The organism is Kitasatospora sp. NPDC059160 (genome assembly GCF_042755465.1).
Lineage (GTDB): Bacteria > Actinomycetota > Actinomycetes > Streptomycetales > Streptomycetaceae > Kitasatospora.
The window spans coordinates 87110-110006 of record NZ_JBHZCN010000008.1 but is presented as its reverse complement, the minus strand read 5'-3'; the positions used below and the strand labels follow the sequence as shown (position 1 = coordinate 110006).

Here is a 22897-nt window from a genome sequence, read left to right as displayed (position 1 = left end):
TCACCCACCGGACTCCCCCGTCCGGGCTCCCCGCATCTGCCAGCCGAGCTGGAACAGCGTCTCGGCGTCGTACACCTCACGCAGCCGGGCGATGTGACCGGCCACGGTCCGTTCGCTCAGCCCCATGCGACTGGCGATCGCCCGCTGTGTGAGACCCCCGGCGAGCAGACGCCCCACCTGCTCGTGGGCGGCCGGGGCGAGGGAACCGCCCGCGAGCGCCACCCAGTCCACCACCTCGGCCTGCTGCCACTGCTGGTCGAAGACGTCCGCGAGGTGTGCCACCACCGCCGGGTCCTCCACGACGGCGGCCACCTTGTTGTCGAGGGATGCGGGCAGCAGGGCGACGGTGCGGTCGAAGATCATGATCCGGTTGAACGGCGTGTTCAGGACCCTGATCCGGGAGCCCGCGTTCGTAGTCTGCGCTGCGAACTCGACATGGTCCGGATCCATCCGGGCCTGCGGACCGTAGAGCGTCCGGATCGACCCGCCGAAGTCGACGTAACGGCGTGTCTGCACCAGCGAGTCCACTCGGTGCGCCGGCGGGTGGATCCTGTCCGGCTGGGCTGCCAGCGCCTCGTGCGGGTAGTCCCGGATGCACTGGGCGATCACGTGCCGAATCTGGTCGAACCCCACCGCCCGACGAGTCCCACCAATGGGGTTGGCGCGACGGGGCGCGGTGTCGTAAGCCTGGGTCAGATCGTCCAGCAGGTCCGGAACGGCGGCGGCCCGGGCGAGGAGACGGGCGCTCTCCTCCCGCAGGTCCGCACCGATGCGCTCGCCTACAGCGCGGGGGTTCACCGTGCTGTAGGACCCGTCCGCTGCGCGGAGGACGAGCAGGCCGAGGTCGGCGAGCTGCTTCACGGCAGCCTCGTCCTCGGGGCGGATCTCATCGATGCGGATCCGGCCGCCCTCGGCCAGGATCGCCCGGTAGAGCTCACGCGCGGTGGCATCGGGCAGGTCGAGTACCGGCTCAGGCATCGCGGGCTCCCCGCATCTGCCAGCCGAGTTGGAAGAGCGTCTCGGCGTCGTGCAGCTCGCGCAGGCGGGCGATGTGACCGGCGACGGTGCGCTCGCTCAGGCCCAGGCGGGTGGCGATGGCGCGCTGGGTGAGCCCGCGGGCCAGCAGGCGGCCCACCTGCTCGTGGACGGCGGAGTCGAGGGAACCGTCGTCCAGTGCAGCCCAGTTGACGCCTTCGGCCTGCTGCCAGAGCGTCTCGAACGTGTCGACCACGAAGGCAACCGTCGCGGGGTCGTCGACCACGGCGGCGGTGCTGTAGTCGGCGGCGGCGGGAATGATGGCGACGGTGCGGGCGAAGACCAGGAAGCGCCTGAACGGTACGGCGAGGACTCGGGTGGTGGCGCCCAGCTGGGACACCTGGGCAGCGAAGCGGACGGTCGGCGGGTCGTACTTGGCCGAGACCTCGTAGAGGGAGCGCACGGTGCCGCCGCGTTCGTGGAAGCGGCGGGCGCGCTGCAGTGAGTCGGGCAGTTCGGCTACGGGGCGGGGGCCGCCCGGCTGGGCGGCCATGCTTTCACCGGTGAACGCCTGGCTGAGCTGCTCGACCTCGTGCCGGATCTCCTCCCTCCCGGTCACGTAGCGCACCCCGGTCGTTTCGCTCCGCCGCTTCGGGCTGGTGTCGTACGCACGGGTGAGTTCGCCCATGAGTTCCGGGAGTTGTTCGGCCTTCGCGAGCAGCCGGGCGCTCTGCAGCCGGATCTCGGTGCCGATCCGCTCGGTGGCGACCCGAGGGTCCACCGCGCTGTACGAAGCGTCCTGCAACTGCGGTACCAACAGACCGAGTTCCACCAGCCGTCCGAGCGCCTCCTGGTCGCCCGCGCCGACCTCCTCGGCGCGGATGCGGCCGCCCTCGCGCAGGACGGCGAGGTAGAGGGCGCGGGCGGCGGCGTCCGGGAGGGTGGCGGCGAGGAGGGTGGTGGGGTCAGCCATGGCGTTCCCCGCGGAGGTACCAGCCGAGGTGGAAGAGGGTCTGGGCGCCGTAGCGCTCGCGGAGGCGGGCGATGTGGCCGGCGACGGTGCGTTCGCTGAGGCCGAGGCGGGTGGCGACGGCGCGCTGGGTGAGGCCGCGGGCGAGCAGCCGGCCGATGCGCACGGTGGTGGGGTGGGGGGCGCCGAGGTTGCGGTCGGCGGGGGTGGCGCGGGTCCAGTCGCGTTCGAACTGGGCGACCAGGTAGGCGACGGTGGTGCGGTCGGTGACGACGGTGGCGCGGTTGCGGTCCTCGACGGCGGGGATGACGGCCACCGAGCGGTCGAAGACCAGCACCCGTTCGTACGGTTCGGCGAGCACCCGGGCCTCGGCGCCCTCGCCGCTGCGGAGGGCGACCTGGCGCAGGGTGGCGGGGTCGTCGAGGGCGCCGGGCTGGTGGAGGGTGCGCATCGAGCAGCCGCGCCGGAGCAGGGCGAGGTCCTGGGCGAGGCTGGTCTGGAGGGCCTCGGCGGAGTGGTGGCCGGGTCGGGCGGCGAGGAACTCCTCCTGGCACTCGGCGATGAGTTCGGAGATGCACTGGCGGACGGCGGCGGCACCCACACCGGCCCCGCCCACACCGGCCCCGCCCACGCCCACGCCCCCGCCGCCGTCGGGCCGGGCAGCGTCGCCGGCCCCCTCCTCCCCGGACCCGGACGGCCGGTGGAGCGCCTCGTAGGCCTGGGAGAGCGGCTGGAGGGTCCCCGGCAGCCGCTCGGCGTGCACCAGCAGGCGGGTGGCCCGGAGGCGGAGTTCGGTGCCGAGCCGGTCGCCGAGGGCGCGCGGGTTGGCGGCGGTGTAGCCGGTGGCGGTCGGGGTGAGGAGTCCGCGGGCGACGAGGGCCGCGACGGTGGCGCGGTCGGCGGGGGCGAGGTCCTCGGGGCGCAGCCGGCCGCCGGCGCGGACGACGTCGAGGTAGAGGGCGCGCTCGGCCGGGCCGGGCTCATCGGTCATCGCGGGCGCCTCTCATCAGCCAGCCGAGCTGGAAGAGGGTCTGGGCGCCGTACCGGTCGCGCAGGCGGGAGATGTGGCCGGCGACGGTGCGTTCGCTGAGGCCGAGGCGGGTGGCGACGGCGCGCTGGGTGAGGCCGCGGGCGAGCAGGCGGCCGACCCGGTCGGGGATGGTGCGGGCGGGGCCCTGGCCGAGGGCGGCGGCGGCCTCGGCGGTGTCGGCGCGGGCCCAGTCGCGTTCGAAGCCGCCGATCAGGAAGGCGAGGGTGGCCGGGTCGCTGATGAACGCGGCGGTGCTGTTGTCGTCGTTGGCGGAGATGACGGCGACGCTGCGGTCGAAGACGATCAGGCGCTGGAAGGGTTCGTCGAGGACGCGGATCTGCGAGCCGTGCCGGGTGACCTTCTCGGCGTAGGCGAGGGCGGCCGGTTCGACGAGGGCGACGGGCTGGTAGACGGTGCGCAGGGAGCAGCCGCGCTGGAGGAGTTGGACGTCCTGGGCGAGGGCGACCTGGAGGGTGTCGGCGGGGCGGTGGCCGGGTTGGGCGGTGAGGACCTCGGAGCGGCAGTCGGAGACCAGTTGGGAGATCCGCTGGCGGATGTGGACGTGGCCCTCGACGTAGACCGCGCCGCCGGAGGTGCCGGACGGGCGGGGCATCGCGTCGTAGGCGCGGGTGAGGCCGTCGAGGGCGCCGGGGAGGTTCTCGGCGCGGACCAGCAACCGGGTTGCCTCGCTGCGGAGTTCGGCGCCGACCCGGTCGCTGACGGAGCGCGGGCTGACGGCGGTGTAGCAGCGATCCATCCGGTTGACCATGACCAGGCCGATGTCGAGGAGTTGCCGCAGCGCGGCCCGGTCGGCGTCGGTGACGTCGGCGAACGGGATGCGGCCGCCTTCGGCGATGACCGCGAGGTAGAGCTGTCGGGCGGCCTCGTCGGGCTCCTCGCCCTCGGGTACCGCCTGGTGCGGCGCGACCGCCGGTTCCGCCGTCACGTCGTACTCTCCCTGCCGGACGCCTCTCCCCTTGCTGTCCCGGTCCGTACGCGCGGGGCCGCGGGTTGCGCGGTCCGCGGGCACCGGTGGCCGGGCGTCTCACGCTACCGGTCGGACGGCGGGCCCCCGGGTCCGGGTGCCGTCGCACACGGGGTCCCGGGGGCCGCCATCGGTACGCCAGGTCAGGGCGATTCCGTCGAGGCGGAGCAGCAACGCCTCGCCGGTACCGGTTCGGGCTCCATCACCACACATGGATCCCGGCCGGGGCTCTTCCCCCCCGTTCCACGCGTGCGGGACGTTGCCCGCGTGGTCAGTTCTGAAGAGCTGGTCGCCACCATCGGACTGCGGTGCCCGGACGACCTGGCGTACCTCCACCTTCACAGTGTGACGGCCGGTGAACAAGTGCCGCCCGAGTGCAGGTTCACGCAATTGCAGCTATCTGCATCCCGCAGCGGGCGCGGGGCCGCGGGCGGGGGCGGGGATTCCGGTAAAGGCCGAGGCCAGCGGGGGGTACGGGCGGCGCGCGGCGGTCGGCCGGGCACCGCCATCGTGCAGCTGCGCGTTCCTGCAACGGCGGCGTGCTCCTGAGTGCGGCGGCCGCCGTGCGGGTCGTCGCAGCTCAGCCCGCACTGCGGCCGACCGGGCTAGCGGCAGACCGGCAGACCGACCCACCGGCAGACCGCACCCCGCCCCGCCGCCCCGGCTCAGCGCGCCAGCAGCCGTCCGCGCAGCAGCCCGGTGGCCGTGCCGGTCGCGGCGAGCGCCCAGGCGGTGCCGAGCAGCAGGTAGAGCCCGACGGAGAGCCCGGTGAAGCCGCCGAAGCCGGTGTGCCGGGCGAGCGCGGCGGCGCCGGTGACGCAGGTGCCGACCGGGAAGGTGAACGCCCACCAGGTCATCGCGAACGGCATCCCGGCCCGCCGGGCGCGCAGGTTGGAGGTCAGCGCGACGGCCAGCCAGAGCATCGCGACGCCGATCACGGCGACCCCGTACAGCTCGGCCAGCGGCAGCAGGACGGGCGCCAGCGCGGGCAGCACCGGGCGGGCCGCGTCGGCGAGCTGGTGGATCGCGGTGACGGACTGGCCGAGCGGGCCGAGCACCAGGAACAGCGCGGGGGTGAGCACCAGGGTGGGCAGCTTGCTGTGGAACAGGCCGGTGAAGACCACGGGCAGCAGCACCAGGGTGGCCAGCAGGCCGATCCCGAACAGCGCCCAGCAGCCGTACAGCATGGCCTCCTGCGGCGTTCCGGCGGGCAGGTGGGGGACGAGGGCCGGGCCGCAGGCGGAGGCGACCAGCGGGGCGACCACGGGCAGCAGCCAGGTCGGGTTGGCCTCCAGGGCGGACACCCGGTGCCGGGTGATCATCAGGTACGGGATGCCGGCCGCGACGGTCAGCGCGTAGAGCGTGCCGACACCCCACAGCACGGCGTCCAGGGCGACGGCGGGCCCGGTGCCGATCACCCGGGAGCCGAGCAGCAGGGTGCCGAGGCCGACCGCCAGCAGGGCCATCGGCGGGCAGCCGTAGAAGACGGCGGTGGCCGGGTTGTCCAGCAGCTGGGCGCGGGCCGCTTCGCGGTGCCGGGTAAGGTGCACCAGGCGGGCGCCGGCCAGCAGCACCAGGGCCGTCACGCCGAGCGCCCACATCACCTCGCCGAAGCCGATCAGCCCGGGCAGCTGGACCGGCAGGGCGGCGGCGCCGTTGGCCACGATCGCGGTGCCCATGACGGCGGCGTACCAGTTGGGGCCGAGCTGGGCCAGGTCGAGGCGGGAGAGCCGGGAGAGCGGGGAGAACCGGGAGCCGTGGGAGCCGTGGGAGTCGCGGGAGGGCCCGGAAGGGCGGAGGGGACGGGACGGCCGGGGCTGCTCGGAGGAGCGGGCAGGAGCGGCGGGGCTGGTGAGCGGGCGGACATCGGCCGAGGTGGACATGGTTCCACCGTCGCCGAGCGGCCCGGCCGCCGGTAGCGCCGCGGGTTCTATGAGGGCATAGCCTGAACCTATGCCCCTCTCTCCGCACGTCCCCGAACTGGGCGCCCTGGAACTGCTGCTCGCGGTGGCCCGGCTGGGCAGCGTCGGCCGGGCCGCGGCCGAGCTGGGCGTGAGCCAGCCGACCGCGAGCGCCCGGATCAAGGGCATGGAGCGGCAGATCGGCGTCCCGCTGCTGGAGCGCTCGCCCCGGGGCAGCCGGCCGACCCAGGCGGGGCGGCTGGTGGTCGAGTGGGCCCGCCAGGTGGTGGAGGCGGCGCAGGCGCTGGACGCCGGGATCGACGCGCTGCGCGAACGGCGGGACGCCAAGCTGCGGGTGGTGGCCAGTCTGACCGTCGCCGAGTACCTGATGCCGGGCTGGCTGCTGGCACTGTCCGAGGCCAGCCCGGGGACGGCGGTGACGCTGCGGACGGCGAACTCGGCGGAGGTCGCCGGGCACGTGCTGGCGGGGGACGCCGACCTCGGCTTCGTCGAGGGTCCGACCACCCCGCCCGGACTGGCCGGCGCGGTGGTGGCGGCGGACCGGCTGGTGGTCGTGGTGGCGCCCGGCCACCGCTGGGCGCGTCGCCGCACGCCGCTGACCGGGGCGGAGCTGGCGGCCACCCCGCTGGTGCTGCGCGAGCCCGGCTCGGGCACCCGGGAGGTGCTGGAGGCGGCGCTGGCACCGTACGGGGGCGCCGTGCAGCCCCGGATGGAGCTGGCCTCGTCCACGGCGTTGAAGGGGGCGGCGATGACCGGGGCGGGGCCGGTCTGCCTGAGCGAGCTGGCGGTGGTGGAGGAGCTGGCCACCCGGCGGCTGGTCGAGGTGCCGCTGGCGGAGGAGCTGGACCTGCGGCGGCCGCTGCGCGCGGTGTGGCCGGCCGGGCAGCGGCCGGGCGGGCCGGCCCGGGAGCTGCTGGGCCTGACCCGGCGCAGCGTCCGCCAGCACCTGCGGCGGAAGGGCTGAGCCCCCGCAGGGCCCCCAGGCCTCGGCCCAGGCCCGAACCCCGGCACACCGGCTCCGGCTCCGGCTCCGGCTCCGGCTCCGCGAGAAGCCTTCGCTCGAAAGTTGAGCGGAGTACACTCAACTTAGTGCATGCTGTACCCAGCAGCAGTGAAGGACGACGAGGGAGGATCCCCCAGCAGTGGACGCGAGCAAGTTCACCACCAAGACCCAGGACGCCCTGTCCGCCGCGATCCGGCAGGCGGGCGGCGCAGGCAATCCGGACGTCAGGCCGGTGCACATCCTGATCGCCCTGCTGGAGCAGCCCGAGGGCATCGCCCGGCCCCTGCTGGAGGCGGTCGGGGCGGCCCCCGGCCGGGTCGACGCCGAGGCGCGCCGCCAGCTGACGGCACTGCCCAGCGCGACGGGCTCGACGGTCTCCGCCCCGCAACTGGCCCGGGACACCCTGGCCGTGCTCACCGAGGCCGGCCGCCGCGCGGACGACCTGGACGACCAGTACGTCTCCACCGAGCACCTGCTGGTCGGCCTGGCCGCCGAGGGCGGGGCGGTCGCCGAGCTGCTGGCGCAGCAGGGCGCGACGCCCAAGGCGCTGCTCGCCGCCTTCAAGGACGTCCGCGGCAGCGGCCGGGTGACGTCGCCGGATCCGGAGGGCACCTACAAGGCCCTGGAGAAGTACGGCACCGACCTCACCCAGGCCGCCCGGGACGGCAAGCTCGACCCGGTGATCGGCCGGGACCACGAGATCCGCCGGGTGGTCCAGGTGCTCTCCCGCCGGACGAAGAACAACCCGGTGCTGATCGGCGAGCCCGGCGTCGGCAAGACGGCCGTGGTCGAGGGCCTGGCCCAGCGGATCGTGGCCGGTGACGTACCGGAGTCGCTGCGCGGCAAGCGGCTGGTCTCGCTGGACCTCAGCGCGATGGTGGCCGGCGCCAAGTTCCGCGGCGAGTTCGAGGAGCGCTTGAAGGCCGTCCTGAACGACATCAAGTCCTCCGACGGCCAGGTCGTCACGTTCATCGACGAGCTGCACACCATGGTCGGCGCGGGCGCCGGCGGCGACTCCGCGATGGACGCGGGCAACATGCTCAAGCCGATGCTGGCCCGCGGCGAGCTGCGGATGGTCGGCGCCACCACGCTGGACGAGTACCGCGAGCGGATCGAGAAGGACCCGGCCCTGGAGCGCCGCTTCCAGCAGGTGCTGGTCGGCGAGCCCAGCGTCGAGGACTCGATCGCCATCCTGCGCGGCCTCAAGGGCCGGTACGAGGCGCACCACAAGGTGCAGATCTCGGACGCCGCCCTGGTCGCCGCGGCCACCCTGTCCAACCGCTACATCACCTCCCGCTTCCTGCCCGACAAGGCGATCGACCTGGTCGACGAGGCGGCCTCCCGGCTCCGGATGGAGATCGACTCCTCCCCGGTCGAGATCGACGAACTCCAGCGCTCCGTCGACCGGTTGCGGATGGAGGAGCTGGCCCTGGAGAAGGAGTCGGACCCGGCCTCGGTCGACCGCCTCGCCCGGCTGCGGCGCGATCTCGCCGACAAGAACGAGCAGTTGAGCGTGCTGACGGCGCGCTGGGAGCAGGAGAAGAAGAGCCTCAACCGGGTCGGCGAGCTCAAGGAGCGGCTGGAGGGCCTGCACGGCGCGCTCGAACGGGCCCAGCGCGACGGGGACTTCGAGCGGGCGTCCAAGCTGATGTACGCCGAGATCCCGGCCGCCGAGACCGAGCTCACCGAGGCCCAGGAACGCGCCGCGGACCAGGACGCCTCAGCCTCGATGGTCAAGGAGGAGGTCGGCCCGGACGACGTGGCCGACGTGGTCGCCTCCTGGACGGGCATCCCGGCCGGCCGGCTGCTGGAGGGCGAGAGCGCCAAACTCCTGCGCATGGAGGAGGAGTTGGGCCGGCGCCTGATCGGCCAGGCGGAGGCGGTGCAGGCCGTCTCGGACGCGGTGCGGCGCACCCGCTCGGGCATCGCCGACCCGGACCGCCCGACCGGATCCTTCCTGTTCCTCGGCCCGACGGGCGTCGGCAAGACCGAACTCGCCAAGGCCCTGGCCGACTTCCTCTTCGACGACGAGCGGGCGATGGTCCGGATCGACATGAGCGAGTACGGCGAGAAGCACTCGGTCTCCCGCCTGGTCGGCGCCCCGCCCGGGTACGTCGGCTACGAGGAGGGCGGCCAGCTCACCGAGGCGGTCCGCCGCCGCCCGTACAGCGTGGTGCTGCTGGACGAGGTGGAGAAGGCCCACCCCGAGGTCTTCGACGTGCTGCTCCAGGTGCTGGACGACGGCCGGCTCACCGACGGCCAGGGCCGCACGGTGGACTTCCGCAACGCGATCCTGATCCTCACCTCCAACCTGGGCTCGCACCACCTCGTCGACCCGGCCACCCCGGAGGACCGGAAGAAGGCCCTGGTGCTGGACGCCGTCCGGGCCGCGTTCAAGCCGGAGTTCCTCAACCGGCTGGACGACATCGTGGTCTTCGACCCGCTGGGCACCGCCGAGCTCAGCCGGATCGTCGACCTCCAGGTCGCCCGCCTCGCCGAGCGGCTGCGCGAGCGGCGGCTCACCCTGGAGGTCTCCGCGGCGGCCCGCGACTGGCTGGCGCTCACCGGGTACGACCCGGCGTACGGTGCCCGCCCGCTGCGCCGGCTGGTGCAGTCCGCGATCGGCGACCAGCTCGCCCGGGCGATCCTCTCCGGCCAGGTGCACGACGGGGACACCGTCCTGGTCGAGCGGGACGAGGAGGGCGACCGGCTCACCGTCCGCGGCCGGGGCCCGCTGGAGAAGTAACCGCCGGCCCCGCCCGTCACCGGCACCGCCGGCCCACGGCCGTCCCCCCGCCCGCGCGAGGGGGCGGCCGCCGGGCACCCGCCCAGTACCCCGGCACCCCGGCACCCGCTCAGTACCCCGGCACCCGCTCGGTCCCCGGGGCCCGCTGCTCCCGCCGCGTGCGGTCCCGCCAGGCGCGGGCCATCCGGTGCAGCTCGGCGCCCTGGGACTCCGGGAGGCTCCAGGTCTGGGTGAGCAGCCGCAGGGTGGACACCCGCGGGCAGGACACCCCCCGCTCCAGGTCGCGGATCGACCGCACGCTCAGCCCCGAGGCCTCCCCCAACTGCTCCTGCGTCATCCCCCGGTCCAGCCGGATGTTCCGCAGCAACGCCCCGAGCGAGGCGCCCTCCCCCGTCACCGTACGCTCCATCCCCGCTCCCCCTTCGGTCCAAAACATCTCAACTCGCCCGGGAGGAAAGGCCTTTGCCCCGGGCCAGTTCCGTCGCACGCTAACCGCATCCGGCGCGTACGGCAGGCGAACCCGGGCGCCGGGCGCGTGACTTGGCTCACGCGCGCGCCGGGCGTGCGACGAGGCCGCCGCACCCCGGGCACCGTGCGTGACGGAGGCCCCCGGACCCCCCGGGACGAAGATCGACGCGCCCCCGCCGCCCCTGTGAGCGGAGCCCCGGATGAGGCAGGATGGGAGGTGGAAAGGGCGGCCTCTCATTGCCGGCCACCACGTGCACTGAGGAAGAGGGACCCCCCATGAGCATCGACCCGTCGTCCATCCCGTCGTTCGGCGTGCCCCAGGGCGGCCAGCCCGGTGGCCAGGGTGGCCGACCGGCCGGCCCTCCGCCGATCGTCGTCCCGGACCAGGCCCTGGTCGCCCAGCTGCTCGACCAGATGCAGCTCAAGCACGTCGTGGACGAGGAGGGCGACCTCACCGCCCCCTGGGAGGGTTTCCGCGTCTACTACATGTTCCGCGGCGAGCAGAAGGAGCTCTTCGCGGTCCGTGCCTTCTACGACCGCGCGTACCCGCTGGAGAAGAAGGGCGAGATCCTCGACCTGATCGACGAGTGGAACCGCGAGACCCTCTGGCCCAAGGTGTACACCCACACCCACGAGGACGGCGTGGTCCGCCTGATCGGCGAGGTCCAGATGATCGTCGGCAACGGCGTCAACCTGGACTACTTCGTCACCACCACCGCGAACTGGACCCAGGCCGCGGTCGGCTTCGAGCAGTGGATCGTCGAGCGCCTCGGCCTGCAGAACGAGATCGAGGGCGAGGACGGCGACAGCGAGGGCGGCGAGGAGGCCTGACCGAGGCCCCGGCACACACCCCTGCGGCCCGGCCCCCGGCAGACGCCGGGGGCCGGGCCGTTCCCGTACCCTCCCCGCGCCTCCCGGCCGCCGGGCCATCCTTGTCCCCGGCCCCCGACTGCCCCAGGATGGCCCTGACGACGAGCCGTGAGGAGCCACCGATGGGTACCAGGCCGCTGCTGAACCGCCGACTTGCCGGGATGGGGACGACGATCTTCGCCGAGATGTCCGCCCTGGCCACGGCCACCGGCTCGATCAACCTCGGCCAGGGCTTCCCCGACACCGACGGGCCCGAGGAGGTCCGCGAGGCGGCCGTCCGGGCCCTGCGCGAGGGCCGCGGCAACCAGTACCCGCCCGGCCCCGGCATCCCCGAGCTTCGGCAGGCCATCGCCGAGCACCAGCAGCGCTTCCACGGCCTCGCGTACGACCCCGACACCGAGGTCCTGGTCACCGCCGGAGCCACCGAGGCCATCGCCGCCGCCCTGCTCGCCCTGCTGGAGCCCGGCGACGAGGTGATCGCCCTCGAACCCTTCTACGACTCCTACGCCGCCTGCATCGCCATGGCCGGAGCCGTCCGCCGCCCGCTCACCCTCCGGGCCCCGCACTTCCGCCCCGACCTGGACGAACTGCGCGCCCTGATCAACCCGCGCACCCGGCTGCTGCTGATCAACACCCCGCACAACCCGACCGGCACCGTCCTCACCGCCGAGGAGCTGGCCGGCATCGCCGCCCTCGCGATCGAGCACGACCTCCTGGTGATCACCGACGAGGTGTACGAGCACCTGGTCTTCGGCGCCACCCACCACCCCCTCGCCGCCCTCCCCGGCATGCGCGAGCGCACCGTCACCATCTCCTCGGCCGGCAAGACCTTCTCCTTCACCGGCTGGAAGGTCGGCTGGGTCACCGCGAGCCCCGCCCTGGTCGCCGCCGTGCGCACCGCCAAGCAGTACCTCACCTACGTCAGCGCCGGCCCCTTCCAGTACGCCGTCGCCGAGGCCCTGCGCCTGCCCGACGGCTACTTCGACACCCTGCGCACCGACCTGCGCCGCAAGCGCGACCTCCTGCTCGACGGGCTCACCGCGGCCGGCTTCCGCGCCTTCACCCCCGAGGGCACGTACTTCGTCACCACCGACATCACCCCGCTCGGGGAGAAGGACGGCATCGACTTCTGCCGCGCCCTCCCGGAGCGCTGCGGCGTCGTCGCCATCCCCAACGCCGTCTTCTACGACGACCCGGACGCCGGGCGCAGCCTGGTCCGGTTCACCTTCTGCAAGAAGGACGAGGTCCTCCAGGAGGCCGTCGACCGCCTGCGGCGGCTCTGAGCGACCGCCGGTCGACGTCGGCGGCGCATCCGGTGCCGTGCGGAATCCGGAAGAACCGGAAGAAGCCGCCGACGTCCCACCCGGGCACGAAGCCGGGCACGAAGCCGGGCACGAAGCCGGGCACGAAGTGCGGAATGCCGGGCGGCGGAATGCCCTCCCGCCCCGCGTGCGTGCCCCCCGCAGCCGCCCGTGCGATGAACATGCCTTGCTCGCACGTGAGTTGATCCGCCGACGGCTCCGCTCGGCGGCCCCGTCCGGTCCGCGCGGCGCCGCCTAGCCCGCCGGAGAGCGGTTTCTGCAAAGGGAGCGGAGGGTTCCGGGGGCCCGTTGCGCACATGGGGCGCGCGTTTCGTTTTGCGCGCCCCCTTGGACAGGGACCAATTCTGGCCCGCCGAACATGCTGATTCGACCCCCAACTCCCCTGGGTGGCATGCTCCTTTGCTGCCCGTCAGGCAGGCCTCACAGCCTGTCGGGCACACCCGGAGACCCGCCCGCCCATCCCGTGGGGCGGGCGGCGGCGCATGATGCGCGTGAAGAGCGCACGACCGGCGCACACGGCGCACGGGCCGGTGACAGGGGCGCGCGCTGTGCAGAGTCGCACACCGGGTCGATCAGAGCCGGGAAGCAGGTGTGCTCGAAACGGTGAATGCTTGACAAAGATGGGTAAATCACCGACGGACCCGGCGTATTCATGCTTCTCTGCTGCTGAATCTCCAGCCGGAATCCTTCCTTCCACGGTCGGCCGCGCCCAGGGCCGCACAGCCACGAACAGCCTCGCCATCGCCTAGGCCTACTCGCTGCTGCTCGGCGGGCGCGCACGGAGCTGAAACGCGGAGCCGAGCATGCTCACCACACTGCAGACCTCCTACACGGACACCCGCGCCGGTGACCTGGCCTGGTGCCTCGGCGGCGACCCGCTGCCCGCTCTCGCCGTCCGCGACCTGAGACTCGACGGCGGCCGCCCCGGAACCCCCGGCACCCTCCAGCTGCGGCTGCTGGGCGCCTCGCACCAGGTGGTCATCTCGGCCGGCCCCGGAGACTGCCTGGAGACCGTCGCCTGCATGCCCGGCCGCCGCACCCCGCTGCCGGCCCGGGTGGCCAAGCAGGTCGGCGGCTGGGAGTACGAGTTCGCCGCCCGCATCGAGGCCCTGCCCCCGCACGACTTCGCGGCCCGCGCCCAGGAGCTGCTGGCCCTGGTCGAGGGGCACCCGCGCGGTCTCGCCGGGGTCTTCCCGGGCGACCCGAGCGCCTTCACCGCCCTGGTCACCCAGGGCGGCACCGACCGGCTGCTCTGGCGGACCTGGCACGCCTACCCGCAGGAGGGGCAGCTGGTCTGCACCCGTTCCTCGCTGGTGGTGCCGGGGCCGTGACAGCCCACCCGCCGGGCACCAGCAGCCCGTCCGGCAGCACCGAACCGGTCATATGCCACCCGGCACAGGCCTACGAATCGTACGCAGGAACGATTCGTCAATCCGAGGGCTCCCGCTGTCCGTCGGATGGGCGCAGCGATCCGTCCCGCACGTCCCCTAGCGTTTGTTCGTGATCAACCATCCGGCCGGTCCGCCCGCACGCCCGCGAGTGGACCTCGACGACGGCACCCCACCCCGGCCCGGGCGAAGCCTCACCCCCCTGCCCGCCCGCCGTCGCTCCCGGCTGCGCTCCCGCCCCCGGCTCGCCCGGCTGACCGTCCTGCTGGCCGCGTTCGTCTGCGCGGCCTGCGGACTCGTCTACGAGCTCGAACTCGTGGCGCTCGGCGACTACCTGCTCGGGGACACCGTCACCCAGACCTCCGTGGTGCTCTCCGTCATGGTCTTCGCGATGGGCCTCGGCTCCCTGCTCGCCAAACGGCTCACCCGCCGGCCCGCGACCGCCTTCGCCCTCGTCGAGTGCGCCCTCGCCCTCACCGGCGGGCTCTCCGTCCTCGCCCTGTACTCCTGCTGGGCCTGGATCGGCCGCTACCAGGCCGCGATGGTCATCCTCACCTGCCTCATCGGCATCCTCATCGGCGCCGAGATCCCGCTGCTGATGACCCTCATCCAACGCATCCGGCGCGAGGACGCCGGACGCGCCGTCGCCGACCTCTTCGCCGCCGACTACGTGGGCGCGCTGATCGGCGGCCTCGCCTTCCCGTTCCTGATCCTCCCCCTGCTCGGCCCCGGCGACGGCGCCCTGCTTACCGGGGCGGTCAACGCCGTCGCCGGGGCCGCCGTGGTGCTCTGGCTCTTCCGCGAGGAACCCGCCCCCCGGATACGACGGCTGCTCTGGGCCGGCTGCGCCCTCGTCCTCGCCCTGCTCGCCGCGGCCGCCGTCGGCTCCGACCCGATCGAACGCGCCGCCCGGCACGCCCTCTACGGCGACCAGGTCCGCTACGCCACCCGCAGCCGGTACCAGGAGATCGTGCTCACCGGCCCCGCCGAGGGCCCGCTCCGGCTCTACCTCGACGGACGGCTCGCGGTCTGCGGGCCCGACGAGTACCGGGGCAGCGAAGGCCTCGTCCACCCGGCCATGGCCGCCGGCCCCGACGCCCGGGTCCTGCTGCTCGGCGGCGGCGACGGCCTCGCCCTGCGGGAGGTGCTGCGGCACCGCGGCGTCCGCTCCGTCCGCCTCGTCGACGCCGACCCGGCGCTCCCCCGGCTCGCCCGCACCGACCCCGGCCTCGCCGCCCTCGACGGCCACGCCCTGGACGACCCCAGGGTCCGCACCACCGCCGCCGACCCGCTGGCCTGGCTGCGCGGCGCACCCGACGAGGAGTACGACGTGGTGCTCGCCGACCTGCCCGCCCCCTCGGACGGCGGCCCGGTCAAGTTCCACTCCCAGGAGTTCTACGGCCTCGCCGCCCGGCTGCTGGCCCCCGGCGGCCGGATCGCCGTCCGCGCCGGCGGGGAAGGCGGGGGCGGCGGGGACGGCCTCTGGCAGATCGAGTCCGGCCTCCGCGCGGTCGGGCTGCGGACCGCCCCGTACGCGGTCGACGGCAGCGCCACCGCCGGCTGCCGCCCGGGCCCGCCGGACGCCGCCCAGGACTTCCTGCTCGCCGCCGCCACCCCGCCCCCGCTCACCCTCGCCCCCGACGCCCCACCACCCCGGGCCCTCACCCCCGACACCCTCCGCACCTCGACCACCCGCCTCACCGCCCTCCGCCCACCCCGCCCCCCGGCCCCCCTCACCCTGCTGGCACCGCGCTGACCCGGCGGCCGACCTCGGCGGTGCACCGGTCGGGCCCACGTCCGAGCGGTGCACCGCGCCGCGCACGAAGCGGCTCCGGGGCCCCGGGCCGGGAGCGGACGGGCCGACCGGGCGAACGGGCGCGGGACACGCCCCGGAGCCCGGGCGGGCGGGGGCGGGCCGGGGAAAGTCGGGCGGTGGTGGGTGGGGACCGGGCGGGGCCCAGTCGGTAGGCTCCGTGGCATGGAGCATGAGGTTGTCGTCCCGATGTCCGCAGAGCTGGTGCGGCAGGCCTTGCAGGATCCGGCGCTGCTGGCGCGGAGCGTGCCGGGTCTGAGCACCGAGCCGGCGGCGGTCGGGACCGGGCCGGCCGAGGAGATCGGCGGGCGGCTGAAACTGCGGATCGGCGGCTCCACGATCACCTACAAGGGCGTGCTGTCGCTGATCGAGGGCCGGGGCGGTGTGCTGACCGTGCTGGCCGAGGGCGAGGAGGCCCGGGGCAGCGGCGAGGCGACCGCCACCGTACGGGTGAGCGTCGCGGAGGGTGCCGAGGACGGCACCGCGACGGTCCGCTTCACCGGCGACCTGAGCGCCACCGGCCGGCTGACCGAGTTCGACGCCGAGACCCTCGACGCCGTCGGCCGCCGTCTGCTGGAGCGCTTCGCCCTCGCGCTCACCTCCCCGGACGCCCCGGCCGTCGGCGAGGAGGAGCTCGCCGACGAGGCCGCGGACGAGGCCGGGTCGGAGCCCTCGGACGAGGCCGACGCCGGGACGGACGACGGGACGGACACCGGGACGGACGCCGAGGTGGTGTTCATCGAGGACCGCCAGGACCAGCCCGGCGACGACCTGGACGACGACCTCTCCGACCTGATCGCCTTCTCCGACGCCGATGCCGAGCGTTTCGGCCTCCCCACCGGCTCCGCCGCCGACGACGACAACGACGGCGAGGACGACATCGACGAGCGCGGCGACGGCGACGCCGCCGAGGCCGGCACCGGCGGTCCGCAGGACGGGGTCGCCGAGGAGCTCCCGGTCGAGCCGCTCTTCGCCTACGAGGACGAGCCGGAGCTCTCCGGCCCGGTCCGCCGCAGCATCGTCGGCCGTTCGGCCGAGGAGGTGGACCACGCCCCGCCGCGCGGCCGGTACGCCCCGGCGCTGCCGGCCCGCAGCGCGCGGGCCCGGGCGGCGTCCCGCTGGGGCGGCGAGGCCGGTGGCATCGTGGTGCCGGGCGCGGGCGGCCGCAGTGCGGTGCCGTGGGTGATCGGCGGCTCGGTGGCCCTGCTGGGCGGCGCCGTGGTGCTGGTCAGGGCGCTGCGCCGGCGCTAGCCGCGAGCGCCCCGCAGGCCGTCAGGGCCTAGACTGAACGCTCATGAGCAACGACCGCGACGCCCTGCTGGCACAGATCAAGGACAAGGCCGTCGTGCACGGCAAGGTCACCCTTTCCTCCGGCAAGGAGGCCGACTACTACGTCGACCTGCGCCGGATCACGCTGGACGGCGAGGCCGCCCCGCTGGTCGGCCGGGTGATGCTGGACGCGACCTCCCACCTGGAGTACGACGCCGTCGGCGGCCTGACCCTGGGCGCCGACCCGGTGGCGGCCTCGATGCTGCACGCCGCCGCCGCGCGCGGGCAGAAGCTGGACGCCTTCGTGGTCCGCAAGGCGGGCAAGGCGCACGGCCTGCAGCGCCGGATCGAGGGCCCCGAGGTGAAGGGCCGCCGGGTGCTGGCGGTCGAGGACACCTCCACCACCGGTGGCTCGGTGCTGACCGCCGTCGAGGCGCTGCGCGAGGCGGGCGCCGAGGTGGTCGGCGTCGCGGTGATCGTCGAGCGCGGTGGCGCGGCCGCGATCGCGGAGCAGGGCCTGGAGTACGTGACCGCGTACGACCTGGACGACCTGGGTCTCTGACCCGTACGGGCACCCCTGGCAACACCGAGGGCCGGGCCCTGTTTCACGTGAAACCACGTGGAACGGGGCCCGGCCCTCCGTCACTGCACCGTGAAGCCGTGCAGCCGTACGCGCCGTGCAGCCGTACGCCGCACCGCCTCAGCCGCGGCGGTGCCGCCCGCTGCCGCTCTGCACCGCGTCGCCGGCCGGGGCCTCGACGATGCCGGCCTTCTTCTTGCGGCGCTCCCGCACGACCTCGACCAGGATCGGCGAGACCGACAGCAGCACGATCAGCAGCACGGCCGGGATCAGGTACTTGTCGATCACCGGGGCGAGCGCGTCGCCGAAGAAGTAGCCGATCAGCAGCATGGACTCGGTCCAGAGCACGCCGCCGACGACGTTCCACACGAAGAAGGTCTTCGCGGGCATCTCCAGGGTGCCGGCCACCGGGTTCAGGAAGGTCCGGATGATCGGCATGAAGCGGGCCAGCACCACGGCCTTGCCCGAGCCGAACTTGTTGAAGTACTCCTCCGCCTTCACCACGTACTCGCGGCGGAAGATCTTCGAATCGGGCTTGTCGAACATCCTCGGTCCGACCTTGACACCGATCAGGTGCCCCAGCTGGGCACCGGCGATCGCCGCGATCGGGCAGCCCACGAGCAGCACGGCGATCGGCAGCTTCGCACCGTCGCCGAGCACCGAGGAGGCCGCGTTCGAGGCGGCCACGCCCGCCAGGATCAGCAGCGAGTCACCCGGGAAGAAGAAGCCGACCAGCAGGCCGGTCTCCGCGAAGATGATCGCGATCAGCCCGATGGCGCCGAGGGACGAGATCAGGGATTTGGCGTCGAGCACGTTGACGGCCAGCTGGTTGTAGTCCACGGGCGCAGGATAGCGGGCGTACCTTTCCGGTGACGTCCGGCCGAGGCCGCGGACCGGGAGCGTGCACCGGGAGCGCCGACCGGGAGCGCGGACCGGGCCGGTGGGCGCGGAACCGCCGACGAGTTCCGGCCGCGCCGTCCGGTACGCCGTCCCGACAGACGGGCTCCTGCTGACCTGCGGGCACGAGTCTGGGAAGATGACACCGGCGTCCGGTCCGCAGCGGCCCACCACCCTCATGGCCGTACCGCGGAGGTCGCCTCGAACCTTGGTGCCGGAGAGCCACACCGCAGCGCCGCGCGTCGGCGGGCCGGCACGGAGTCGTCACGAAGGCGTACACAGCGTCGGACAGCACCGTCCGTACGCCGCAACCCGACAGGAGCGGATCGCATGCCCATCGCAACTCCCGAGGTCTACAACGAGATGCTGGACCGGGCCAAGGCGGGCAAGTTCGCCTACCCGGCCATCAACGTCACTTCGTCGCAGACCCTGCACGCCGCGCTGCGCGGTTTCGCCGAGGCCGAGAGCGACGGCATCATCCAGATCTCGACCGGTGGCGCGGAGTTCCTGGGCGGCCAGCACAGCAAGGACATGGTCACCGGCGCGGTCGCGCTCGCCGAGTTCGCCCACATCGTCGCCGCCAAGTACGACATCACCGTCGCGCTGCACACCGACCACTGCCCGAAGGACAAGCTGGACGGCTACGTCCGCCCGCTGCTGGCGGTCTCCGCCGAGCGCGTGGCCAAGGGCCAGAACCCGCTGTTCCAGTCGCACATGTGGGACGGCTCGGCCGAGACCCTCGCCGACAACCTGGAGATCGCCCAGGAGCTGCTGGCCCAGGCCGCCGCCGCCAAGATCATCCTTGAGGTCGAGATCACCCCGACCGGCGGCGAGGAGGACGGCGTCACCCACGAGATCAACGACGAGCTGTACACCACCGTCAACGACGCGGTGCGCACCGCCGAGGCGCTGGGCCTGGGCGAGAAGGGCCGCTACCTGCTGGCCGCCTCCTTCGGCAACGTGCACGGCGTGTACAAGCCGGGCAACGTCGTGCTCAAGCCGGAGCTGCTGCGCGAGCTGCAGGACGCGATCGGCAAGCAGTACGGCCGGACCGACCCGTTCGACTTCGTCTTCCACGGCGGCTCGGGCTCGACCACCGAGGAGATCGCCACCGCGCTGGAGAACGGCGTCGTGAAGATGAACCTGGACACCGACACCCAGTACGCCTTCACCCGCCCGGTGGCCGGCCACATGTTCGCCAACTACGACGGCGTGCTGAAGGTCGACGGCGAGGTCGGCAAGAAGAACACCTACGACCCCCGCACCTGGGGCAAGCTGGCCGAGGCCGGCATGGCCGCCCGCGTGCGCGAGGCCGCCGAGCAGCTGCGCTCGGCCGGCAAGCGCCTGAAGTAACCGGCGGCCGGCACGACCGGCGCCCGGAGTGCTGAGTGCCCCCGGTGGATCGTCCACCGGGGGCACGGTCACACCGTCGGGGTGCCTACAGCTCGGTCGACTGCTTGAGCTCCGCGTACGCCTCCGCGCTGCTGTCCTTGAGGAACTGCCAGCAGCGGGCCTCCTCCTCGGTCTCCTTGATCGCGCCGGCCGCCCGGGCGAGCGCCGCCAGGCAGCGCAGGAAGCCGCGGTTGCCGCGGTGCTCCCACGGCACCGGGCCGTGGCCCTTCCAGCCGTTGCGGCGCAGCGCGTCGAGGCCCCGGTGGTAGCCGGTGCGGGCGTAGGCGTACGACTCGACGTACCGGCCGGCGGCGTAGGCGTCGTCGGCGAGCATGGCCCAGGCGAGGCAGAAGGTCGGGAACTCCGCGGCCACCTGGGTCGGTGAGGCGGACTCCTCCGCCAGCATCCGGTAGGGCTGCTCGTCCTCGGGCAGCAGGGTCGGTTCGGGGCCGTCGAGAAGATTCCTGTGGATCGCCATGGGTGCAGTCTGCCATTCGGGGCCCTGGGGTCAACCGCCCCCCGGTGATCGGCCGCCCGCCGGCCCGACGAGCGCCGCCCAACGCACGACGGGCCCCGAAGGTTGCATACCGGGTATATGGACATTCACCCGTTCGCCATGTCAGGGTGTGGCGCGTGCCCGCAGCCAGATCCGCCCGCCGGCGAGCCACTCAGTCCAAGAACGCTCGCAGCAGACGCCGTCGCCGGGCATCCCGCCGGATCGGACCTGGCATGCTCACGGCATTGGTGGCCTCCGTGCTGCTGCTGGGCGCCGCGGCCTTCGCCCTGGAGCGCTCCCCGGACGCCCCGGCCCCCGCCGCCTCCGCCCAGGCCCGGCTCGCCCCGCCCGCCGAACAGGCACCCGGCACCCCGTCGGCGGCCCCCACCCCGACCCCGGTGAACACCCCGACGCCCACGCCCACGCCGACGCCCACCGCCCCGGACCCCGGCCCCACCAAGGGCTCGGGCACGTTCAGCACCGCCCCCGCCAACGCCAAGGCGGTCGGGCGCGGCACCGTGCGCCGCTACCGGGTGGAGGTCGAGGACGGCATCGGCATCGACGCCGCCTCCGCCGCCGCGCAGATCCACGGCTTCCTGGGCGACCGCCGCGGCTGGACCAACGACCGCAAGAACGCCTTCCAGCTGGTCGCCGGCGGCTCCTACGACTTCACCGTGAAGATCGCCTCCCCGGCCACCGTCGACAAGATCTGCGGCGCCTCCGGCCTGGACACCCACGGCGAGGTGAACTGCAACGTCGGCAACCAGGTGCTCGTCAACTCCAAGCGCTGGAACACCGGTTCACCCCAGTTCGACGGGCCGCTGGACGAGTACCGGGCCCTGATCATCAATCACGAGGTCGGCCACCGGATCGGCCACGGCCACGAGACCTGCCCCGGCCCGGGCAAGCCCGCACCCGCGATGATGCAGCAGATCTACGGCCTCAAGGGCTGCACGCCGAACGCCTGGCCGTACTCCGCCGAGGGCACCTACCTGAGCGGCCCGGCCGTGCCCTGAGGAGCGTCCGGCGCCGCGCTTCGGAACGGAGTTGAGACCTGATCGGCAGTTGGCCGGGACCCCCGGCGCCTACCCTGCGACCATGACCGCTGCCCACCGCCGAAAGCTCACCGCCGTGTTCGCCGCCGCCGGGATCGCCCTCGGCGCCGCCGCCTGCTCGTCCTCGACCGGGGGCGTCCCCGGGCCCGGCGCACTGTCCTACGGCTCCGTCCGCTCGACCGCCGAGAAGCTCCAGCAGGACAAGCAGGACACCTGCCCGTTCGGCCTCGACCTCGGCAAGGCGCTGCAGGCGGCCGGGATCCCCGGCGCCGTCACCCCGGACCACGAGTACGACGGGCACGCCGTGCAGGGCAGCGTCGGCGACGGCCTGCCGCCGCAGCCGTGGCCGTCCGGCGCGAGCCACCCGCCGACCATGCCGTCGATCCCGGCCACTCCGCCGAACGCCGACGTCAGCTGCGCCTACCAGGTCGGCACGGCGCGGCTGGACCTCGAACTGTTCGCCGTCCCGCAGTCCGGGGTGGCCGTCAACATGCTCCTGCCGGGCATCCGGCGCGCCGCGGAGCTGTCCGTCGCCGAGCTCCAGCAGGTCGCCACCGAGCAGCCGGGCCCCGGCCAGACCCGGATCCTCGGCAGCAAGGGCACCGCGGCCCTCGCCCGGATCGCGCACCAGGGCGAGGGCGACATCGTGCTGATGCTGTCCCAGAACCCCGGCACCGGCGAGCCGGACCAGGCCCTCACCGGCGAACCCCTGCGCAAGGCCGCCGCAGCCCTGGTCGACCAGCTGCACTAGGGCCGCGTCCGGTTCGGGCCGCTACCCCAGCACCGGCAGGTACGCCCCCAGGTCGCTGCGCTCCCCCGAGGCGGACACCCGGTGGTCGGCCACCGCCGCCGCCCAGGGCAGCCGGCCGGTGGCCAGCCGGATCCAGGTCAGCGGGTCGGTCTCGACCACGTTCGGCGGGGTGCCCCGGGTGTGCCGGGGGCCCTCGACGGCCTGGACGACGGCGTACGGCGGGATCCGCAGCTCGACCGCGCCGCCAGGGGCCCGGACGGCCAGCGCGTCGGCGAGCAGCCGGGTGACGGCGGCGAGGGCCTGGCGCTCGTGCGGGAACGCGGCGGCGCCGAGGGCGTCGGCCAGGTCGTCGGCGTGCACGACGGTCTCCACCAGCCTGGTGACCAGCATGTCGGCGAGCGTCATCGAGCCGAGCCGGATCTCGAACCGCCGTACCGGGTCGGCGGCTTCGGGCTTCGCCAGCAGACCGGTCAGCGCGTCGGCGGCCCGCCCGAAGGCCGCCGCGACGGCGGCCGCGTCCCCGCCGAAGTCCGCCGCGGCCCGGTCCCGGGCCTGCTCGTCCAGCAGCGGCGCCACCGTGCCGACCGCCGCCACCCAGCCCGGCGGGTCGAGCGGCGGGCGCCCCTGGAGCGGATCGTCCAGGTGCGCGGGGACGAAGTCGAGTTGGACGGCCAGATGGGCGAGCAGCTCCCGCACCCGCCAGTCCCCCAACCTGGTCGGCAGGTCCAGCTGTTCGTCGCCGAGGCCCGCCACGGCGGCGCGCAGCGCCCCGGTCTGGGCGGCCAGCGCGGCGCGGACCTTCTGCGGTTGGTACGTACGGGACTTGGCGGGCATGGGGCCAACATACGCCGAGGGGCGGGGGGGGGGGGGGGTACCGGCGCCCCCCCCCCAAAACCCGGGGGGGCCCGCGCGGGGCGCGGTAGCCGCGGGGGGGGGGGGGGGAAAAGGGGCGCGGGGGGCGGGGA

Annotated in this window: 20 protein-coding genes; 11 read left to right on the top strand and 9 right to left on the bottom strand. The window is 74.1% G+C overall.

Going from position 1 to position 22897, the window contains the following annotated elements; genetic code table 11:
- The 5 genes from ACFXOZ_RS05275 to ACFXOZ_RS05255 all read right to left on the bottom strand — a co-directional run bounded on the left by ACFXOZ_RS05275 (window position 1) and on the right by ACFXOZ_RS05255 (window position 5843).
- Window positions 1-978: a LuxR family transcriptional regulator gene (locus ACFXOZ_RS05275; protein ID WP_380587587.1), complete on the bottom strand. Its 978-nt coding sequence runs from the start codon at window positions 976-978 to the stop codon at window positions 1-3.
- Window positions 971-1948, bottom strand: coding sequence for a LuxR family transcriptional regulator (locus ACFXOZ_RS05270; RefSeq protein ID WP_380587584.1), 978 nt, complete (start codon window positions 1946-1948; stop codon window positions 971-973). Before ACFXOZ_RS05270 ends, ACFXOZ_RS05275 begins: the two co-directional genes overlap by 8 nt.
- Window positions 1941-2936, bottom strand: a complete 996-nt coding sequence (locus ACFXOZ_RS05265) for a LuxR family transcriptional regulator (protein ID WP_380523838.1) — start codon at window positions 2934-2936, stop codon at window positions 1941-1943. The genes ACFXOZ_RS05270 and ACFXOZ_RS05265 overlap by 8 nt, the downstream gene beginning before the upstream one ends.
- Window positions 2926-3921 (bottom strand): LuxR family transcriptional regulator, encoded by a 996-nt coding sequence (locus tag ACFXOZ_RS05260; protein WP_380523836.1) that lies wholly within the window; start codon window positions 3919-3921, stop codon window positions 2926-2928. The genes ACFXOZ_RS05265 and ACFXOZ_RS05260 overlap by 11 nt, the downstream gene beginning before the upstream one ends.
- Before the next feature lie 704 nt (window positions 3922-4625).
- On the bottom strand, window positions 4626-5843 hold the full coding sequence (locus tag ACFXOZ_RS05255; RefSeq protein ID WP_380587581.1) for a TDT family transporter: 1218 nt from the start codon (window positions 5841-5843) through the stop codon (window positions 4626-4628).
- 70 nt (window positions 5844-5913) lie between these two features.
- On the opposite strand from ACFXOZ_RS05255, the gene ACFXOZ_RS05250 reads away from it, so the two are divergent.
- The gene (locus ACFXOZ_RS05250) at window positions 5914-6846 is read left to right on the top strand and encodes a LysR family transcriptional regulator (protein ID WP_375882733.1); all 933 of its coding nucleotides are present in this window, start codon (window positions 5914-5916) and stop codon (window positions 6844-6846) included.
- Between the two features lie 178 nt (window positions 6847-7024).
- Window positions 7025-9631, top strand: a complete 2607-nt coding sequence (clpB, locus tag ACFXOZ_RS05245; protein WP_375882735.1) for an ATP-dependent chaperone ClpB — start codon at window positions 7025-7027, stop codon at window positions 9629-9631.
- Window positions 9632-9740: 109 nt separating this feature from the next.
- On the opposite strand, the gene ACFXOZ_RS05240 is transcribed toward clpB, so the two are convergent.
- The gene (locus ACFXOZ_RS05240) at window positions 9741-10040 is read right to left on the bottom strand and encodes a helix-turn-helix domain-containing protein (RefSeq protein WP_380523832.1); all 300 of its coding nucleotides are present in this window, start codon (window positions 10038-10040) and stop codon (window positions 9741-9743) included.
- Between the two features lie 335 nt (window positions 10041-10375).
- Between ACFXOZ_RS05240 and ACFXOZ_RS05235 the strand changes: the two genes are divergently transcribed.
- From ACFXOZ_RS05235 to pyrE, 6 genes are all read left to right on the top strand, one after another.
- On the top strand, window positions 10376-10930 hold the full coding sequence (locus tag ACFXOZ_RS05235; RefSeq protein WP_375882741.1) for a YbjN domain-containing protein: 555 nt from the start codon (window positions 10376-10378) through the stop codon (window positions 10928-10930).
- A gap of 161 nt (window positions 10931-11091) precedes the next feature.
- Complete coding sequence (locus tag ACFXOZ_RS05230; RefSeq protein WP_380523830.1) at window positions 11092-12252, top strand: pyridoxal phosphate-dependent aminotransferase; 1161 nt, start codon at window positions 11092-11094, stop codon at window positions 12250-12252.
- Between the two features lie 842 nt (window positions 12253-13094).
- A complete protein-coding gene (locus ACFXOZ_RS05225; protein ID WP_375882747.1) occupies window positions 13095-13622 on the top strand; it encodes a DUF2617 family protein in 528 nt (175 codons plus the stop codon).
- Between the two features lie 169 nt (window positions 13623-13791).
- On the top strand, window positions 13792-15435 hold the full coding sequence (locus tag ACFXOZ_RS05220; protein ID WP_380587578.1) for a polyamine aminopropyltransferase: 1644 nt from the start codon (window positions 13792-13794) through the stop codon (window positions 15433-15435).
- Window positions 15436-15657: 222 nt separating this feature from the next.
- Window positions 15658-16743: a hypothetical protein gene (locus ACFXOZ_RS05215; protein WP_380587575.1), complete on the top strand. Its 1086-nt coding sequence runs from the start codon at window positions 15658-15660 to the stop codon at window positions 16741-16743.
- A 43-nt stretch (window positions 16744-16786) separates the two neighbouring features.
- Window positions 16787-17323 carry an orotate phosphoribosyltransferase gene (pyrE, locus tag ACFXOZ_RS05210; RefSeq protein WP_375882755.1) on the top strand — a complete coding sequence of 179 codons (537 nt, stop codon included), beginning with the start codon at window positions 16787-16789 and terminating at the stop codon, window positions 17321-17323.
- Window positions 17324-17461: 138 nt separating this feature from the next.
- On the opposite strand, the gene ACFXOZ_RS05205 is transcribed toward pyrE, so the two are convergent.
- Entirely contained in the window at window positions 17462-18181 is a 720-nt protein-coding gene (locus ACFXOZ_RS05205; protein WP_375882757.1) for a DedA family protein, read from the bottom strand.
- Between the two features lie 387 nt (window positions 18182-18568).
- Here ACFXOZ_RS05205 and fbaA point away from each other — a divergent pair, with 387 nt between their 5' ends.
- Window positions 18569-19591: a class II fructose-bisphosphate aldolase gene (gene fbaA / locus ACFXOZ_RS05200; RefSeq protein ID WP_375882760.1), complete on the top strand. Its 1023-nt coding sequence runs from the start codon at window positions 18569-18571 to the stop codon at window positions 19589-19591.
- A gap of 85 nt (window positions 19592-19676) precedes the next feature.
- Here fbaA and ACFXOZ_RS05195 read toward each other — a convergent pair whose 3' ends face one another.
- The gene (locus tag ACFXOZ_RS05195; protein ID WP_380523822.1) at window positions 19677-20108 is read right to left on the bottom strand and encodes a DUF3151 domain-containing protein; all 432 of its coding nucleotides are present in this window, start codon (window positions 20106-20108) and stop codon (window positions 19677-19679) included.
- 251 nt (window positions 20109-20359) lie between these two features.
- On the opposite strand from ACFXOZ_RS05195, the gene ACFXOZ_RS05190 reads away from it, so the two are divergent.
- On the top strand, window positions 20360-21142 hold the full coding sequence (locus ACFXOZ_RS05190) for a DUF3152 domain-containing protein (RefSeq protein ID WP_380523820.1): 783 nt from the start codon (window positions 20360-20362) through the stop codon (window positions 21140-21142).
- Window positions 21143-21224: 82 nt separating this feature from the next.
- Window positions 21225-21932, top strand: coding sequence for a hypothetical protein (locus tag ACFXOZ_RS05185; protein WP_380587573.1), 708 nt, complete (start codon window positions 21225-21227; stop codon window positions 21930-21932).
- A 21-nt stretch (window positions 21933-21953) separates the two neighbouring features.
- Here the strand turns inward: ACFXOZ_RS05185 and ACFXOZ_RS05180 are convergent, their stop codons facing one another.
- On the bottom strand, window positions 21954-22766 hold the full coding sequence (locus ACFXOZ_RS05180) for a sterol carrier family protein (protein WP_380587570.1): 813 nt from the start codon (window positions 22764-22766) through the stop codon (window positions 21954-21956).
- Window positions 22767-22897: the final 131 nt, after the last annotated feature.

Excerpts from the sequence above, each read along its gene's own strand:
- ACFXOZ_RS05195 (WP_380523822.1), bottom strand. The coding sequence starts at position 20,108 with ATGGCGATCCACAGGAATCTTCTCGACGGCCCCGAACCGACCCTGCTG.
- ACFXOZ_RS05225 (WP_375882747.1), top strand. The coding sequence starts at position 13,095 with ATGCTCACCACACTGCAGACCTCCTACACGGACACCCGCGCCGGTGAC.
- ACFXOZ_RS05265 (WP_380523838.1), bottom strand. The coding sequence starts at position 2,936 with ATGACCGATGAGCCCGGCCCGGCCGAGCGCGCCCTCTACCTCGACGTC.
- ACFXOZ_RS05185 (WP_380587573.1), top strand. The coding sequence starts at position 21,225 with ATGACCGCTGCCCACCGCCGAAAGCTCACCGCCGTGTTCGCCGCCGCC.
- ACFXOZ_RS05255 (WP_380587581.1), bottom strand. The coding sequence starts at position 5,843 with ATGTCCACCTCGGCCGATGTCCGCCCGCTCACCAGCCCCGCCGCTCCT.
- ACFXOZ_RS05230 (WP_380523830.1), top strand. The coding sequence starts at position 11,092 with ATGGGTACCAGGCCGCTGCTGAACCGCCGACTTGCCGGGATGGGGACG.
- ACFXOZ_RS05275 (WP_380587587.1), bottom strand. The coding sequence starts at position 978 with ATGCCTGAGCCGGTACTCGACCTGCCCGATGCCACCGCGCGTGAGCTC.
- pyrE (WP_375882755.1), top strand. The coding sequence starts at position 16,787 with ATGAGCAACGACCGCGACGCCCTGCTGGCACAGATCAAGGACAAGGCC.
- fbaA (WP_375882760.1), top strand. The coding sequence starts at position 18,569 with ATGCCCATCGCAACTCCCGAGGTCTACAACGAGATGCTGGACCGGGCC.
- ACFXOZ_RS05180 (WP_380587570.1), bottom strand. The coding sequence starts at position 22,766 with ATGCCCGCCAAGTCCCGTACGTACCAACCGCAGAAGGTCCGCGCCGCG.
- ACFXOZ_RS05250 (WP_375882733.1), top strand. The coding sequence starts at position 5,914 with ATGCCCCTCTCTCCGCACGTCCCCGAACTGGGCGCCCTGGAACTGCTG.
- ACFXOZ_RS05215 (WP_380587575.1), top strand. The coding sequence starts at position 15,658 with ATGGAGCATGAGGTTGTCGTCCCGATGTCCGCAGAGCTGGTGCGGCAG.
- ACFXOZ_RS05240 (WP_380523832.1), bottom strand. The coding sequence starts at position 10,040 with ATGGAGCGTACGGTGACGGGGGAGGGCGCCTCGCTCGGGGCGTTGCTG.
- ACFXOZ_RS05270 (WP_380587584.1), bottom strand. The coding sequence starts at position 1,948 with ATGGCTGACCCCACCACCCTCCTCGCCGCCACCCTCCCGGACGCCGCC.
- ACFXOZ_RS05235 (WP_375882741.1), top strand. The coding sequence starts at position 10,376 with ATGAGCATCGACCCGTCGTCCATCCCGTCGTTCGGCGTGCCCCAGGGC.
- ACFXOZ_RS05190 (WP_380523820.1), top strand. The coding sequence starts at position 20,360 with ATGCTCACGGCATTGGTGGCCTCCGTGCTGCTGCTGGGCGCCGCGGCC.